At 67.2% G+C, this 15,067-nt stretch carries 18 protein-coding genes; 12 read left to right on the top strand and 6 right to left on the bottom strand.

Going from position 1 to position 15,067, the window contains the following annotated elements:
- The first annotated feature begins 347 nt into the window (after positions 1-347).
- From gcvA to BI347_RS00425, 3 genes are all read left to right on the top strand, one after another.
- On the top strand, positions 348-1,268 hold the full coding sequence (gene gcvA / locus BI347_RS00435; protein ID WP_071111740.1) for a transcriptional regulator GcvA: 921 nt from the start codon (positions 348-350) through the stop codon (positions 1,266-1,268).
- Positions 1,269-1,360: 92 nt separating this feature from the next.
- The gene (locus BI347_RS00430; protein WP_071115070.1) at positions 1,361-2,947 is read left to right on the top strand and encodes an MDR family MFS transporter; all 1,587 of its coding nucleotides are present in this window, start codon (positions 1,361-1,363) and stop codon (positions 2,945-2,947) included.
- A complete protein-coding gene (locus tag BI347_RS00425; RefSeq protein ID WP_071111742.1) occupies positions 2,940-3,374 on the top strand; it encodes a MarR family winged helix-turn-helix transcriptional regulator in 435 nt (144 codons plus the stop codon). The genes BI347_RS00430 and BI347_RS00425 overlap by 8 nt, the downstream gene beginning before the upstream one ends.
- Before the next feature lie 15 nt (positions 3,375-3,389).
- Here the strand turns inward: BI347_RS00425 and BI347_RS00420 are convergent, their stop codons facing one another.
- The 3 genes from BI347_RS00420 to cysE all read right to left on the bottom strand — a co-directional run bounded on the left by BI347_RS00420 (position 3,390) and on the right by cysE (position 6,840).
- Positions 3,390-4,931: a sensor domain-containing diguanylate cyclase gene (locus BI347_RS00420; protein ID WP_071115069.1), complete on the bottom strand. Its 1,542-nt coding sequence runs from the start codon at positions 4,929-4,931 to the stop codon at positions 3,390-3,392.
- 177 nt (positions 4,932-5,108) lie between these two features.
- Positions 5,109-5,951, bottom strand: coding sequence for an isopenicillin N synthase family dioxygenase (locus tag BI347_RS00415; protein ID WP_071111744.1), 843 nt, complete (start codon positions 5,949-5,951; stop codon positions 5,109-5,111).
- A gap of 106 nt (positions 5,952-6,057) precedes the next feature.
- The gene (gene cysE / locus BI347_RS00410) at positions 6,058-6,840 is read right to left on the bottom strand and encodes a serine O-acetyltransferase (protein ID WP_071111745.1); all 783 of its coding nucleotides are present in this window, start codon (positions 6,838-6,840) and stop codon (positions 6,058-6,060) included.
- Between the two features lie 139 nt (positions 6,841-6,979).
- Between cysE and BI347_RS00405 the strand changes: the two genes are divergently transcribed.
- On the top strand, positions 6,980-7,606 hold the full coding sequence (locus BI347_RS00405; RefSeq protein ID WP_071111746.1) for a tetratricopeptide repeat protein: 627 nt from the start codon (positions 6,980-6,982) through the stop codon (positions 7,604-7,606).
- A 10-nt stretch (positions 7,607-7,616) separates the two neighbouring features.
- Here BI347_RS00405 and BI347_RS00400 read toward each other — a convergent pair whose 3' ends face one another.
- Positions 7,617-8,477 carry an MBL fold metallo-hydrolase gene (locus tag BI347_RS00400; RefSeq protein WP_071115068.1) on the bottom strand — a complete coding sequence of 287 codons (861 nt, stop codon included), beginning with the start codon at positions 8,475-8,477 and terminating at the stop codon, positions 7,617-7,619.
- A 122-nt stretch (positions 8,478-8,599) separates the two neighbouring features.
- On the opposite strand from BI347_RS00400, the gene BI347_RS00395 reads away from it, so the two are divergent.
- On the top strand, positions 8,600-9,397 hold the full coding sequence (locus BI347_RS00395) for a sulfite exporter TauE/SafE family protein (protein ID WP_071111748.1): 798 nt from the start codon (positions 8,600-8,602) through the stop codon (positions 9,395-9,397).
- On the opposite strand, the gene BI347_RS00390 is transcribed toward BI347_RS00395, so the two are convergent.
- Both BI347_RS00390 and cyaY read right to left on the bottom strand, forming a co-directional pair.
- Positions 9,394-9,768, bottom strand: coding sequence for a hypothetical protein (locus tag BI347_RS00390; protein ID WP_275638206.1), 375 nt, complete (start codon positions 9,766-9,768; stop codon positions 9,394-9,396). The genes BI347_RS00395 and BI347_RS00390 overlap by 4 nt on opposite strands.
- A gap of 74 nt (positions 9,769-9,842) precedes the next feature.
- Positions 9,843-10,160 carry an iron donor protein CyaY gene (gene cyaY / locus BI347_RS00385; protein ID WP_071111750.1) on the bottom strand — a complete coding sequence of 106 codons (318 nt, stop codon included), beginning with the start codon at positions 10,158-10,160 and terminating at the stop codon, positions 9,843-9,845.
- A gap of 56 nt (positions 10,161-10,216) precedes the next feature.
- Here cyaY and lptM point away from each other — a divergent pair, with 56 nt between their 5' ends.
- From lptM to BI347_RS00355, 7 genes are all read left to right on the top strand, one after another.
- Positions 10,217-10,423: an LPS translocon maturation chaperone LptM gene (gene lptM / locus BI347_RS24925; RefSeq protein WP_101686110.1), complete on the top strand. Its 207-nt coding sequence runs from the start codon at positions 10,217-10,219 to the stop codon at positions 10,421-10,423.
- Positions 10,424-10,524: 101 nt separating this feature from the next.
- Positions 10,525-11,619, top strand: coding sequence for a pyridoxal phosphate-dependent aminotransferase (locus BI347_RS00380; protein ID WP_071116305.1), 1,095 nt, complete (start codon positions 10,525-10,527; stop codon positions 11,617-11,619).
- Between the two features lie 90 nt (positions 11,620-11,709).
- The gene (locus tag BI347_RS00375; RefSeq protein WP_139166885.1) at positions 11,710-12,516 is read left to right on the top strand and encodes a hypothetical protein; all 807 of its coding nucleotides are present in this window, start codon (positions 11,710-11,712) and stop codon (positions 12,514-12,516) included.
- Positions 12,517-12,578: 62 nt separating this feature from the next.
- On the top strand, positions 12,579-12,953 hold the full coding sequence (locus BI347_RS00370) for a hypothetical protein (RefSeq protein ID WP_071111752.1): 375 nt from the start codon (positions 12,579-12,581) through the stop codon (positions 12,951-12,953).
- A gap of 88 nt (positions 12,954-13,041) precedes the next feature.
- Positions 13,042-13,347 (top strand): hypothetical protein, encoded by a 306-nt coding sequence (locus tag BI347_RS00365; protein WP_071115066.1) that lies wholly within the window; start codon positions 13,042-13,044, stop codon positions 13,345-13,347.
- Between the two features lie 136 nt (positions 13,348-13,483).
- Positions 13,484-14,710 (top strand): molybdopterin-dependent oxidoreductase, encoded by a 1,227-nt coding sequence (locus BI347_RS00360; protein ID WP_071115065.1) that lies wholly within the window; start codon positions 13,484-13,486, stop codon positions 14,708-14,710.
- Positions 14,707-15,048 (top strand): cytochrome c, encoded by a 342-nt coding sequence (locus BI347_RS00355; protein ID WP_139167151.1) that lies wholly within the window; start codon positions 14,707-14,709, stop codon positions 15,046-15,048. The genes BI347_RS00360 and BI347_RS00355 overlap by 4 nt, the downstream gene beginning before the upstream one ends.
- The last annotated feature ends 19 nt before the right edge of the window (positions 15,049-15,067 follow it).

The following is a 15,067-nucleotide window of genomic DNA, read 5'->3' as shown; positions in this document are numbered from 1 at the left end:
CCGCGATGCCGCCCGCCTGATTGGCCGGCGGCATTTTTCTTGCCGTTTTCCGCCGCGGGCAAAAAAATCGGACTCCCCAGGGAGCCCGCTCATGCCAACGTGGACTGGCAACAACAAATCGATACGAGAGTGCAGGCAGGCATCCTGTCAGACAATAAGGATGCCGAGCGGCGAAAGCTGTGCCAGAATCAACCATTATGCATGGTTGGCGTGAGTCCTATGCATACCGGCTGCCGTCGCCATGTTGCCGCAGCTTGCGACAACACCAGCCCCAGCATACGTGGCGGCGCGGTTTTACACAAAGCAGTTAATCTCATGAAAACTATGAAGAAAAGGCATGTAACAGCATGAAGCTGCCTCCGCTGAATGCCCTGCGCGTGTTTGTAGTCGCCGCCGAACACCTGTCGTTTACCCGCGCCGCCGCCGCGCTCAGCCTGACCCAGGGGGCGATCAGCCGCCATGTGCAGACGCTGGAAGAGTACTACGGCGCCACGCTTTTCACCCGCCAGGCCCGCGGCCTGGCCCTTACCGCCGAGGGCGAGGCGCTGCTCAAGCCGGCGCGCGAAGCCTTCCAGTTGCTGAACGAGGCCAGCGAGGCGCTGCGGCTGCGCCAGAGCGACCTCCGGGTGCGGATGCCGCCGACGCCGGCGATGCGCTGGGTGCTGCCCAACCTGGCCGATTTCCAGGCCCGCCACCCCGAATACACGCTGCACCTGCTGACCCAGCTGATCCACAACAAGCCGTTCAACCGCGCCGAGTACGACCTGGCGGTGGTGGGGTTGTCCAGTCCCGAGGCCGCCGCCGACCTCAGATTGGAATGCATCTGCCGCGAGAAGCTGATCCCGGTATGCTCGCCCAGCCTGCTGGCCGGCAAGCATCCGCTGCACACACCGCACGACCTCAAGCACCACACCCTGCTGCATCCCTGGCGCGACCAAAACACCTGGAAGCGCTGGCTGAAGCTGGCGGGCGTGACCGGCGTCAATCCGGAAAGCGGCGTCACTTTCGACGCGCTGGAGTACGCGCTGCACGCGGCGGTGGCCGGCATGGGCGTGACGCTGGCGCAGGCCTCGATGGTGACCCAGGACCTGGACAGCGGCCGGCTGGTGATTCCGTTCGACACTGTGCTGGAAACCGAATGGGCTTACTACCTGGTGTATCCGCACGAACTGGCGGAGCTACCCAAGGTGCGCGCCTTCCGCGACTGGCTGGTGGGCACCGTCGCTCTCAGCGAGGAAGCCAGCTGGCTGACCCGGCAGGGCTACTAAAGCGCCGTCACATTTCTTAACCATCATGGTTTGGACAGCCGGGGCGGCTGTCCGGCAAAATGCTTGCTATAGCAACTATTGACTCATCAACCATGAACGCTCCCTCCAATCCTTCCAGCCAGGCCAGCGCGCTGGATTTCCGCCAGCGCCTGCTGGCGATGCTGGGCCTGTGTTTCGTCCTGATCATGGTGGCGCTGGACCAGACCGTGGTCGGCACCGCGATGCCGACCGTGGTGGCCGACCTGCGCGGCTTCTCGCTTTACGCCTGGGTCGGCACCTCCTACCTGCTCACCTCGGTGATCACTGTGCCCATCTTCGGCAAGTTGGGCGACGACCATGGCCGCAAGCCCTTCGTGCTGACCGCCATCGTGCTGTTCACCGCCGCCTCCATGCTGTGCGGCCTGGCGCAGGACATGCTGCAGCTGGTGCTGGCGCGCGCGCTGCAGGGCGTGGGCGGCGGCATGCTGGTGGCGACCACCTTCGCCAGCGTGCCCGACCTGTTCCCGCACACCCGCGAGCGGCTGCGCTGGCAGGTGATGCTGTCGGCTTCCTTCGGCCTGGCCAACGCCATTGGTCCCTCGCTGGGTGGCTTCCTCACCGAATACCTGGGCTGGCGCTGGGTGTTCTTCGTCAACCTGCCGGTGGGCGTGGTCAGCCTGTGGTTCGTCTGGCGCTTTCTGCCGGTGATCCGCCATGCGGCGCACGCGCCCTCGCGGCTGGACTGGCAGGGCGCGGCGTTGATCGCGCTGTTCCTCGGCTCCTTGCAGTTGACGGTGGAGTGGCTGCCGCAACACAAGTCGCCGTGGCTGCTGAGCGCGCTGGCCGCGCTGAGCCTGGCCGCGCTGGTTGGCCTGGTGTGGTGGGAAAAGCGCAGTCCCAATCCTCTGCTGCCGCCCAGCATGCTCAGCCACCGCGGCCTGGCGCCGCTGTTCGGCCTGTCGCTGCTGATGGGCTTCGGCATGTTCGCGGTGATGTACTACGCACCCTTGATGTTCCAGGCCGGTTTCGGCCTGTCGCCCAACCACGCCGGCATCCTGGTGACGCCGCTGGTAGTGTTCATCACCATCGGCAGCATGCTCAACGGCCGCATCGTGCAGCGGCTGCGCCACCCTACCCGCTTGCTGAGCGTGGGGCTGCTGATGTTCGCGCTGACGGCGGCGCTGCTGAGCCAGGCCGGACCGGAGACCGCTCACTGGCTGATCATCGCCAATATGGTGATGGGCGGCCTGGGCCTGGGCCTGTTGATGCCCAATCTGACTATCTTCGTCCAGCAACTGGCGCCGCGCCGGCAACTGGGCGTGTCCACCGCGATGCTGCAGTCGACGCGGATGATAGGCGGCATGCTGGGCACCGCGCTGATGGGAGCGGTGGTCAGCCACCAGTTCCAGCACGGCGTGGCCGGCATGCTGGCCACGCAGCATGCGCAAGCCTGGCTGCGCTGGCTGGCCGATCCGCAGACCCTGCTCAATCCCGACAGCCTGGCGCAGTTCCGCCACGCTGCGGCGGCCGTAGGGCCGGAGCGGCTGCTGGCGTGCACCCGCCAGCTGCTGGTGGACGCCATCCACTTCAGCCAGTGGCTGGTGGCCGGCGGTCTGTTGCTGGGGTTGTGGCTGGCGAGCAAGGTGCCGGCGGTGGTGCTGTCTTCCGCGGTTTCGCCACAGGAGCCGCAACATGACTGACACTACGCCCAATCTGCTGCAACAGCTGGGCCGCAGCAGCCGCGCCATGTACGGCGCCTTCGAAAGCCGGGTGGGCCATGCGCTGCCGCGCTGGCGCATCCTGAAATCGCTAGAAGAGCTGGAAACGGCCAGCCAGAAGCGGCTGGCCTGCCATCTGCAGATGGACCCCGGCGCGCTCACCCGTCAGTTGAAGCAGCTGGAGGCGGAGCAGCTGGTGACGCGCAGCACCGATCCGGCCGACAACCGCCAGACCCTGGTGACGCTGGGCGCCGCAGGCCACGCGCTGCTGCGCGAGGCCGCGCCGCAGCGGCAGGCTTTTTTTCTCCAGGCGCTGGAGGGGATAGAGCCGCAGCAGCTGGACAGCGCGCTGCAGGTGCTGCGGCAGCTGGAGGAGCGTTTCCGCCGGATGGCGGCGGAGACGCGCTGAGCGTCCGGGGCCGGCTCAGCCGGTGGACGGGTCCGGTTCGTCGCCGGCGATTTCCATCCGGTTGCGGCCCTGCTGCTTGGCGCGGTACAGCTGGCGGTCGGCGGCTTCCACCAGCTGTCGGCTGTCCGGCGTCTCGCGCGGCAGCACCGAGGCGCCGCCCACGCTGATGGTGACGATGGCGGAGATCGCCGAGCCGACGTGGGGCAGTTGCAGATCGCGCACCGCTTCCAGCACCGCCTCGCCGACGCAGGCCACTCCGTCCTCGGTGGTGTCCGGCAACAGACAGATGATTTCCTCGCCGCCGTAGCGCGCCACCAGGTCCTGCGGCCGGCGCACGCTGCTGCGTATCGACTGCGCCACCTCGCGCAGGCAGTAGTCGCCGCTGACGTGGCCGTAGTGGTCGTTGTACAGCTTGAAGTAGTCGATATCTATCATCAGCATGCCCAGCGGCGCGCCCAACCGGCGGGCGCGCCGCCATTCGCCGTCCAGGCTTTCCTCGAAGCAGCGGCGGTTGGCGATGCCGGTCACCGGGTCCACCCGCGACAGGGCCAGCACTTCGGCGTGCGATTGCTCCAGCGCCAGCGTGCGAATGCGCACCTGCTGCTCCAGCAGTTCCTGCTGGCGGTCCAGCTCCTGCTTGATCCGCAGCTGCTCGCTCATCAGCGCCCCCACGCACAGCGATACCACGGTCAGGATGCCGATATAGGTCTGCACGATGATCAGCGTGCTGTAGGCGGAGTAGCCCAGATAGGGGCCGCCGCCGTGGCGGGTGCCCCACAGCGCCAGCGTCATGATCAGCAGCAGCGCCAGCACCACCTCGCGCGGGGTGAAGCGGAAAGCCGCCCAGGCCACCAGCGGCAGCACCAGCATGTCCAGCGGATAGGTGGTGTCCAGCGTCGGGTGCCACCAGACGAAGATGCTGGCGGTCAGCAGGGTCACCATGCCGAAATAGGCCAGCATCTCGTACCAGATTTCGCGGCCGACCCTGGGCCAGCGGTGGCGGTGGAAAATCAGCAGCATGCTGCCGAACAGCAGCACGCCGCAACCGCTGCTCAGCCAGCGCAGACAGCCTTCCGCCACCAGCTGCTTCTGCGGCAGCTGGCCGGACAGATAGAGGCTGGCGATGGCGATCAGCGTGCCCAGCAGGGTCATCGCCACCACGATGACGAAAAACAGCAGGCAGTGGCTGAAACTGTCCAGCGGATTGCCGCGGCCAATATGGCGCCGCACCAGCCAGGCGCCCAGCAGTGTCTGCGCCAGCACGCCCAGCGCCACGCCGCAGGCCGGCAGCAGCCAGCCCAGGCCGTCGATCAGGGCGGACCATTGCCAGCCCTCGGCCAGCAGCGCGCCCAGCAGCACGCCGGGCCATATCCGCCGGCCCCGCAGCAGCATCGCCGCCAGCGCCAGGCCCGGCTGCGGCCAGACCACGCTGTCCATTCCCAGCTCCAGCATCAGCAGACGGCTGCCCAGCCAGGCCGACGCGCAATACAGCGCCGCCACCAGGACGCAGGCCAGCCAGTTGGGGGCAGCCGGAAAAGCGGAAAGAATGCCGCGCATGAAATTCCCTCTTGCAGACAGGCCGCATGCGCGGCCCAGCGGGGCAGTCCGATGCGGCGCCGTAAAGGCGGGAAGACAAGGACCGCGTCCTACTGTCATCGTAGTTGGCGCAGCCTGCCGACGCAGCCCGAAAAAAAAGCCGAAGCGGGGCTTCGGCCTTTTCTCGCGGCGGTGGGCTTACATCTTCACGCCCAGCTCGCGCAGGCGCTCGTCCAGGTAGCTGCCGGCGCTGTGGCGGTCGGACAGCACCACTTCCGGGCGCGGGTGCAGGAACAGCGGCAGCGAGACCCGGCTCTTCTTCGCGCCCTCGCCGCTGGGGTTGACCACGCGGTGCTGGGTGGACGGATAGAAGCCGGCGGACGCTTCCTGCAGCATGTCGCCGATGTTCACCACCAGAGTGCCGAAATCACAGGGCACGTCTATCCAGTCGCCGTTCTTGTCCTGCACCTGCAGGCCGGGCTCGTTGGCCGCGGGCAGGATGGTCAGCAGGTTGATGTCGCCATGTGCGGCGGCGCGCAAGGAGCCGGCCGGCTCCTTGCCGGTCAGCGGCGGGTAGCGCAGCACGCGCAGCAGCGTCTGCTGGCTGTCTTCGATCATGTGCGACAGCGGCTCGCGGTAGTTGGCGGCGATGGCGGCCGGGGTGTATTGCTGCACCCAGGACAGCAGCTCGCGCGCCAGCTGGTTGGCCACCTGATAGTAGCGATCGGCGTCGGCCTTGAGCGCCGGCGGCACGCGGCCCCACGGGTAGACGTGGAAGTATTCCTTGATGTCCTTGAGGCTGGCGCCCTTGGCGGTCTCGGAGACTTCCGGTGAGAACCAGCCGTCCTGCTTTTCCATCGAGAAGGCGTAGTCGAACTTCTCTTCGCTGTTGAAGAAGCGCAGCCAGTCGGCGTAGATCTTCTCCACCAGGTCTTGCGGAATCGGATGGTTGGTGAGCACGCCGAAGCCGGTCTCGTGTAGCGAACGGGTGAAGCGTTCCGCCGCATCCGGCGCGCGGTAATCGACAACTTTGACGTTCATGGGGTGGCTTTCCTGATGAACCTGACGCCGCCGGGCAATATCGGGGCGGTCGTCAGCGCGCGAATTGTAGCCGCTAAACTACAGCGAGCCAAGCCGTCGGCATGGGCTACACCCGTTGGTCCATGTCCAGCGCCGGGGTGCCGGGACAAGCCTGCGCCACCACCCGCGCCGGCACGCCTGCCACCGTGGTATGCGCCGCCACGTCTTCCAGCACCACGCTGCCGGCGCCGACCTTGGCGCATTCGCCGACGCTGATATTGCCCAGCACCGCCGAGCCGGCGCCCAGCATCACGCCATCGCCTATTTTGGGATGGCGGTCGCCGCGCTCCTTGCCGGAGCCGCCCAGCGTCACGCCGTGCAGGATGGAGACATTGTTGCCTATCACGGCGGTTTCGCCCACCACCAGACCGGTGCCATGGTCCAGCATCACGCCCTCGCCTATGCGCGCCGCGGGATGAATGTCGGCGCCGGTCACTTCGGAGATGCGGTTCTGCAGGAACAGCGCCAGCGTGCGGCGGTTCTGCTGCCACAGCCAGTGGGTGATGCGCTGGCTTTGGATGGCGTGGAAGCCCTTGAAGTACAGCAGCGGCGTGGAATAGCTGTCGCAGGCCGGGTCGCGCTCATAGCAGGCGCGGATGTCGGCGCGCATCGCCGCGCTGACGGCGGGATCGGCCTGGAAGGCCTCGCGGAACAATTCCAGCAGCGCGCGCGGGTCCATCACCGGACTGGCGAGCTTGCTGGACAGATGGAAGGCCAGCACGTCTTCCAGCGTGGCGTGGCGCAAAACGGTCATGTGCAGGAAACTGGCTAGCAGCGGTTCGTCATTCACCGCCACCAGCGTTTCATCGCGGATGGCCGACCACAGCGGATCAACCAGTGGGGAACTCATTGGGGGACTCCAGGGGCAATAGCAACTAGTCGAAACATTGTAGCCTGCCGCGTGCCGCGCCGGGAGCACAACATCATTTTGTCCGCGCCATCAGAAGCCGCCGCCATCGCCGACTAATCTGCAATCAGGGGAGAATGCGATGAAACGGTTTGCGGCGTTGCTGTTGTTCAGCCTGGGCGCGTTGGCGGCGGCGCCGAAAGTGCCGGGTTGGCGCGAATACCAGGATGGGCGCTTGTCCGCCGCTCGCATTGCCTTCTGGCAGGCGGCCGAGCGCGGCGACCGGGTGGCGGCCTTCGATCTGGCGATGATGGACTGGCGCGGCGAGGCTGGGCCGGTGGACAAAACGCAGGCGTTGTACTGGCTGCGCCGCGCCGCCGACGAGCAGCTGGCGCAGGCACAATACGCGCTGGGCTTGCTGGCGGAGCGCGGCGACGGCGTGCCCAAGTCGCTTACCGAGGCGACTCGCTGGTTCCAGCTGGCGGCGCGCCAGGGCTATCTGGCGGCCGAGATCGATCTGGGCACCCAGTATTTCCTCGGCCGCGGCGCGCCGCAGGACGACCGGCTGGCGGCCCACTGGTACGAGGAGGCCGCCAAGCAGGGCGATGTCGGCGCGCAGTACCTGATCGCCAGCATGTACGAGCATGGCGAGGGAGTGAAGCGGGACATTCCCGCCGCCATCCGCTGGTACGCCAAGGCGGCGGTGCAGGGCGACGTCGGCGCCCGCGCCAAGGCGCTGGACCTGGCCAAGTCGCAAACCCGCCGTTGACGGCCGCGCGTTACAGCGCGTCCAGCGGCAGCTTCAGATAGCGCACGCCGTTGGCCTCGGCCGGCGGCAACTGGCCGGCGCGGATATTGACCTGCACCGCTGGCAGCAGCAGTTGCGGCATGCAGAGCGTCGCGTCGCGCGCCTCGCGCATCGCCACGAAATCGGTCTCCTCCACCCCGTCATGCGCATGCAGATTGGCGCGGCGCTGCTCGGCCACTGTCGAGCACCAGGCCGGCTCGCGTCCGGCCGGCGGGTAGTCGTGGCACATCAGCAGCCGGGTGTGGTCCGGCAGCGCCAGCAGCCGGCGGATCGAGCGATACAGAGCGGCGGCGTCGCCGCCGGGAAAGTCGCAGCGGGCGGTGCCGGCGTCCGGCATGAACAGCGTGTCGCCGACGAACACCGCATCGTCTATCCGGTAGGCGACGTCCGCCGGGGTATGGCCCGGCACCCATAGCACCTCGGCTTCCAACTCGCCGATGCGGAAAGTCTCGCCGTCCCGGAATAGATGGTCGAATTGCGAGCCGTCGCTACGGAAATCCGGTTCCAGGTTGAACACCTGGCGGAAAATGTCCTGCACCTGGGTGATGCGCTCGCCGATGGCGATCCGGCCGCCGGCCCGCTGCTTCAGATAGGCCGCCGCCGACAGATGGTCGGCATGGGCATGGGTTTCCAGTATCCATTGCAGCGTCAGTCGCTGGCCGCGCAGGAAGTCCAGCAGCCGGTCGGCCGAGCGGCCCGAGGTGCGGGCGGACCTGGGGTCGAAATCCAGCACCGGGTCTATCGCCGCGGCATGGCCGCCGGCCCGGTCGTAGACCACGTGGCTGACGGTGCCGGTGGCGGCGTCGTAGAAGCTTTCGATCTGCGCTGGCATGTTGTCCTCCCGGTATGGTCCTAAATTATATAAATTTATATAATGATGGCCAGGATATTTCGCAAAGACTGCCCGATGACGCTTTTCCCGTTTGGCGCCGCAACGACGACGCAGGCGCCCACATGCTGCTGATGCTGGTCCTGGGCGCGCTGATAGGCGCGGTGCTGGGCTTGACCGGCGCCGGCGGCGGCATCCTGGCGATTCCGGCGCTGATGGCCAGCCAGGGCTGGACCCTGCCGCAGGCGGCGCCGGTGGCCTTGCTGGCGGTGGCGGCCGGCGCCGGGTTGGGCGCTTACGAGGGCTGGCGCCGGCAATTGGTGCGCTACCGCGCCGCCGCGTGGATGGCGGCCAGCGGCGTGCCGTTCGCCATGTTGGGGACCCGCGCCGCTCACCTGCTGCCGGCACCGCTGCTGTCCAGCCTGTTCGCGCTGGCGATGCTGATCGTGGCCGCGCGTTCGTGGCGTTCTGCCGGTTCCGCCGCCGCCGCGCAGCATGGGCGCGCCGCGCCGTGCCGCCTGAACCCGGATACCGGCCGGCTGCGCTGGAACCTGGCCGGCGCTTGCGCGCTGGCCGGCATCGGCGCGCTTACCGGATTTCTCACCGGCCTGCTGGGGGTGGGCGGCGGCTTCGTCATCGTGCCGGCTTTGCGCCGGTTGAGCAATCTGTCCATGCAGGCCATCGTCGCCACCTCGCTGCTGGTGATCGCTTTGGTCGGCGGCGGCGGCGTGCTGGCCGCCTGGAGGCATGGCGTACACATCCCGGCGCTGCCCAGCGCCGTTTTCGTGCTGGCGGCGATGGGCGGCATGCTGCTGGGCCGGCGCCTGATCCGCCGGCTGTCGCCGCCGCAGGTGCTGCGCGGATTCTCCCTGCTGGTGACGGCGGTGGCGGTGGCGCTGCTGCATCGGGCCTGGAGCGTTTAGCGGCGCGGCTCCGCTCCCGGCAAAAAGCCGCAGGCGCGCCGCGGCTTGGGCGCGCGGCGGATGCCGCCGCCGGTGTCGGAAATAGGCCTGCTCGCCGTGCAGCGCGTTATCCAGACCGAGCCTGCTGGGTGGCGGCGTCCACCTTGACCGGGGTGACGCCGTCTATTCAGCCACAACATGCCGTAGGTGAAGGCGAACGCCCACACGCCCGACACCACCGCGGCGGCCGCTTGCGTCCACAGGAAGTCGGGATTGCCCATCAGCAGGCCGCCGACGCCGTGCACACCCCATACGTCCAGCGCGTCGTCCCAGGCCAGACGGTTTTTCAGCTGCACCGCGTAGCAGCACAGCACGGCGGCGATCACGACGATGACGGCGGCGGCGCGCTGCCGGAGCCGTGCAGGCTTGCCGGCAGGATTGGCGCGCCCGGCCGGGAAGGCGGCGTTCAGAGGTCGAAATCGAATTGGGCGCCGCTGCCGGCGCGGATGGCCTCGGCCAGGGTGGAGAAGAATTCCGCGCCGTCGCGGCTGGCGATCCAGGCGTCGCCTTTGCGGGCGAAGTGGTAGCCGCCGCTCTTGGCGGCGATCCACAGCTCCTGGTTGGCGGCGTGGCGGTTGACGATCACCTTCTCGCCGCTTTCAAACTCGATCTCCAGCACATTGCCCAGCAGCAGCGCGTCGACGTCCAGATCGTAGTCGTCTATCGCGGCCTGGATCTGTTCGAAGATGGCGTCGCTCAGTTGCAGAAATTCGCTTTCGTTCATGGTGGCTTCCTGTATGGCCGGCCGGATGCAACACGGCGCGGCGTGGTTTTGCTAGTATGCTGATTTTGCCATATCGGATTGCTGTCAGTATGCGTACCCTGCTCGCTTGTGCAAGCCTGACCCTGGCCCTGGCCGCCTGTGGTTACAAAGGACCGCTGGTATTGCCCAAGGCTCCGCCGTCCCGTCCCGCGTCCCATCCTGCCGCCCCGGCTCCCCACGTGGACGCGTCCGCGGCCAAGGGCGAGGCTTCGGCCGCCCGCTGACCCGGGAGATTCCTTTGCGCTAAGGATATTTCCAAGCGATCGTTTGTCTGAACACGCGTTGGCCTAGAATGGCCGTCGTCACCTTGGGAATCGGAACCGCCATGCCACACTACGCCCGCCACCTGGAACACCATACCATCGTCAATCCCTTTCCCGGCATCGCCAAGCTGGAGGCGGCGCTGGGGCACAAGGTGGTCAGCCGGCTGGGCGCCAATGAAAGCATGAACAAGCCGGAGTCGCCGCTGCTGGCGCAGTGGGGCGAGGCGCTGGCCGAGCTGGCGCGGCTGTATCCCGATCCCTACGCGCTGGCGCTGCGCGAACGCGCCGCGCAACGCCACGGGGTGGAAAGCAGCCAGGTGATCTTCGACAGCGGCGCCGACAGCCTGATCCTGCTGGCGCTGCGGCTGCGCTGCAATGCCGGCGACGCGGTGGTGTGCAGCGCCGGCACCTATCCCGCTTTCCGCTACTTCGCCGAAGGCGTGGGCGCGCGCATCCTGGAGGTGCCCTACCAGGCGCAGGGCATTGGTCTGCGGCCTGACCTGGCGCGCCTGTGCGAGGTGGTGCACGCCGAACGCGCGGTGGTGCTCTACCTGGCCAATCCCGACAATCCCACCGGCCACTATTGGTCGGCCGCCGACATCCAGGCGCTGCGTCAGCAACTGCCGACCCAGACCATGCTGATCCTGGACGAAGCCTATATCGATTTCTGTACCGACCCGCATGATGCCCCTCTTGCGGGTGTCTTGCCCAATACCCTGCGGCTGCGCACGCTGTCCAAGGCCTACGGCCTGGCCGGGCTGCGCGTCGGCTTTGCGCTGGCCCAGGCCGAGATGATAGCCAAGGCCGACCAGATCCGCCCGCAGTACGCCTTGTCCGGCCTGGCCCAGCACGCGGCGCAACTGGTGCTGGACGACCCGGACTACGCGCGCCAGCTGGTGCAGGCCACCGTGCAGCTGCGCGACAAGCTGGACGCCGCGCTGCGCGTGCGCGACCTGGCGGTGCTGCCCTCGCACACCAACTTCGTCAGCGTGCTCTATCCCAACGCCGTCAGCGGCGAGGCCATCCAACGCCAGCTGTTGGCCGAAGGCATCGCCGTGCACCGCCCGCCCCATCCGGCACTGCGCCACCTGTTACGCGTCACCGCGCAGCCGCAGGCGCTGTCGAGCAAGGTGCTGGACGCGCTGGCCGGACACTGAGGGCGGACGGGCGGTCATAGTTGCATTGACATCGCCAAATGTTAGTGACATAAGCGATGCGGAAATTATTCCGTATCGCTTATTCTCATCATGAAACCTATTTATCCCTTGCTTGGCCTGCTGCTATCGGCGGCAGGCGGCGCCCTTGCCGCGCCCATCACCAATTTCGACAGCGATCCGGTGATCGACCTGGCCGGTCAGCTGCGCGGGCAGCAGCATGGCGCGCGCGCCATCGCGGTGCAAACACTGGATGCCGCGGCCAGCGCGAAGATCCTGCGCGAAGTCGGCGACCGCCGCCAGTTGCTGGACCCGATGGGCATTCCGGAAGACGACAAGCGCATGATCGCGGCCCATCCTGAACTCAGCCAGCGTCAGGGCAAATTGCTGACCGTATCCACGCCGGCCGGCCAGCGCCTGCAGTTCAAGAGCTGGAAAGTCGCCAAGGGCGATGGAGACAGCTCCACCTTCCTCTACCAGGGACCGCTGGCCGGCAATGCCCTGCAACGCGTGGATCTGCAATTCGGTCATGACGCTCCGGGCAGCCTGCTGATCGACAATCGCAGCGGCAAGGTCTTCTTCACCTACAGCACCGAAAACATGGTGGCCCCGTCTCCCGACGGCAGCGCGCTATTGCAGCTGCAGAGTTCGCCTGACTGGCGCCTGCAACTGGTATCGCTGCCGCAGACAGAACAGGCCAGCCTGTTCTGCAGCCTGAAAGACGCCTCGGCGGAGAGTACCTTCAAATCCTGGCGCGGCAACAGCCTGGGGCTGCAGCTGGAGAAGGGCGGCCAGAAGCTGGCATTGCGTTTCACCCGCAACGGCGGCGACTGGCAGGTCGCCTCCAGCCAGCCGGCCTTGCTGGCCAAGTTGGGCTTCCGCTGTAGCCAGCCGCGCTGAGATTGGCAAAAACCACCGCTCCTCATCGCAAGGAGCGGCTTAACCGCGATGAGCAAGAAAACATGAAAACAAACCGTACCACCCGTCTCGCCGCCTTCTGTCTGCTGGCGGCCAGCCAACTGGCCTGCGCCGGCAAGGCCGTTGCCGTGCGCGAGGACGGCGAAACTCCGATCACGCTGCGCGGCACCGTGATCGGTCCGATCTCGTCCGGCAGCAAGGCCGACGGCACCTTTTTCAAGGCCTACCATCTGAAACTGGGCCGGGCCATGACCTTTGACGACGGCGCCGATTGCAGCGAGCAGTCCAAGGCCAGCCTGGCGCTAAATCAGGAGGACATGGGCCGCTACAAGGGCAAGATCATTACGGTGAAGGCCAAGGTGTTCTGCCAGACCAACCGCACCGGCACCTACCATCTGAGCGGCATCGTGGTGCAGTAGCAACCAGGCTCCATGGTTCCCCACGCTGAACCTCGCCTCCCGGCGCGGGTCTATCCAGGGTCCCCGCCCGATAGCAGACCCGCGCCACATGCCCCTGATCCATCCCGAACTGATTCCGCTGATTGCCCTGCTGGTCCTCTACGCCGCCGCCTTGCTGTATTCGCTGCGCCAGGCCTGGCGCTTGCGCCGCTTGCACTGGCTGGGCTGCGTGCTGCTGCTGATCGCCGGCTTCCTGTCTATGCTGCTGGCCCGTCCGGTCACGCCCGATTCCGGCGAGATGCCGCCGGGGTTCGGCCTGGGGGTGATGCTGGCGCTGGCGGGCATTGCCGCCACTACCGGCGGCGCGATCTGGCGGGTATTTTCCTGTCGCCGTCGCCGTCGCCGTCGCCGCTGACGCAACAGCCTGTTTCCCATCCTGGCCATGCTGTAGACATATTCGGCGCGCGCGCCTACGATGGCGCAAGCGCCGGCGATGCGATTGGCATCTGCGCGGTTGCCGGCCCACCTAGAGCATACAAGGAGCCGCAATCATGGGTGACGCCCTGCAACGGCGCGCGATATTGAAAGGCGGCCTGGCCGCCGCCGGTCTGCTGGCGCTGTCCGGCAGGCTGCGCGCGGCGCCCTGGCTGGACCAGGGCTTTGAAAACGGCTGGCGCGAGTTGGTGCCCTATCCGCAGAAGATGCCGCTGCTGCGCATTACCACCCGGCCGGTGCATCTGGAAACGCCGTTTTCCCAGTTCGATCACAGCCTGCTCACCCCCAACGATGCGGTGTTCGTCCGTTATCACCTGGCCGGCCACCCGCTGGACATTGACGCCGCCAGCCATACCCTCGCCATCAAGGGGATGGTCAAGCAGCCGCTGACGCTGACGCTGCATGATCTGCAAACCCGCTTCGAAACGGTCAGCCAGACGGTGGTGATGCAGTGCGCCGGCAACGGCCGCGGGCTGCTGCAGCCCAGGGTGCAGGGCGCGCAGCTGGGCAACGGCTCGATGGCCTGCGTGGAGATGACCGGGGTGCGGCTGGCCGATGTGCTGCGAGCGGCCGGCGTGCTCGACGGCGCGGTGCAGATCGCCTGCCGCGGCACCGATCAGCCGGCGCTGGAGGAAACGCCCAGTTTCATCCGCTCGCTGGACCTGGCCGACGCGCTGCGGCCGGAGACGATGATAGCCTGGGCGATGAACGGCCGGCCGCTGCCGGTGCTCAACGGCTACCCGATACGGCTGGTGGTGCCGGGCTTCTACGCCTCGTACTGGATGAAGCACTTGTCGCAGATAGAGGTGATAGATCATGTGTTCGACGGCTGGTTCGCCAGCGCCGCCTACACGGTGCCGGATACGCCGGACTACGGCATTCCGCCCGGCAGCAAGCCGGACCGGATGCTGCGTCTCACCCGGATGAAGGTGCGCAGCTTCATCACCAACCTGGCCGGCGGCCAGACGGCGGCGGCGCCGGACGGCAGGCTGGAGTTGCGCGGCATCGCCTTCGACGGTGGCAGCGGCATCCGCCGGGTGGACGTTTCCGCCGATGGCGGCCGCAGCTGGCAGCCGGCCGTCCTTGGCGGGGAAACCAGCCGTTTCGCCTTCCGTCCCTGGCGGCATACGCTGGACAAGGTCGGTCCCGGCCCCTTGCTGTTGATGGCCCGCGCCACCGCCAACGACGGCCAGACCCAGCCGCTGAGCCAGCCGTGGAATCCCGGCGGCTATGCCCGCAACGTGGTGGAGCGGGTGGAAATCGCCATAAAGGGAGACGCATGATGAAGTCCGTCCTGTTCGTCCTGTTCGTCCTGTTGGCCTGGCTGGCGGGTCCGGCCGGCGCCGTCTCCATCCTGCTGCCCAATGAAACCGCGATGTTGCCGGACAGCGGCCACCCCGGCTATCTGCCGGCGCTGCAGAAATGCCTGATCTGCCATTCGGCCGACTATATCGCGCTGCAGCCGACCTTCAACCAGGCGCGCTGGCAGGCGGTAGTCGACAAGATGCGGGTGGCGTTCAAGGCGCCGATCGCGCCGGAAGAGGTGGAGCAGATCGCCGGCTACCTGGCCGACGCCCAGCAGCGGCGCCTGCTGCAACCCAGGCCGCCGGCCCGGCCCTGAGCGGCGGGCTTTTGCCGGA

The sequence above is a fragment of the Chromobacterium sphagni genome (genome assembly GCF_001855575.1).
Taxonomy (GTDB): Bacteria; Pseudomonadota; Gammaproteobacteria; order Burkholderiales; family Chromobacteriaceae; genus Chromobacterium; species Chromobacterium sphagni.
The sequence above is the reverse complement of the archived record's forward strand: the minus strand, read 5'-3'. Positions and strand labels throughout refer to the sequence as shown.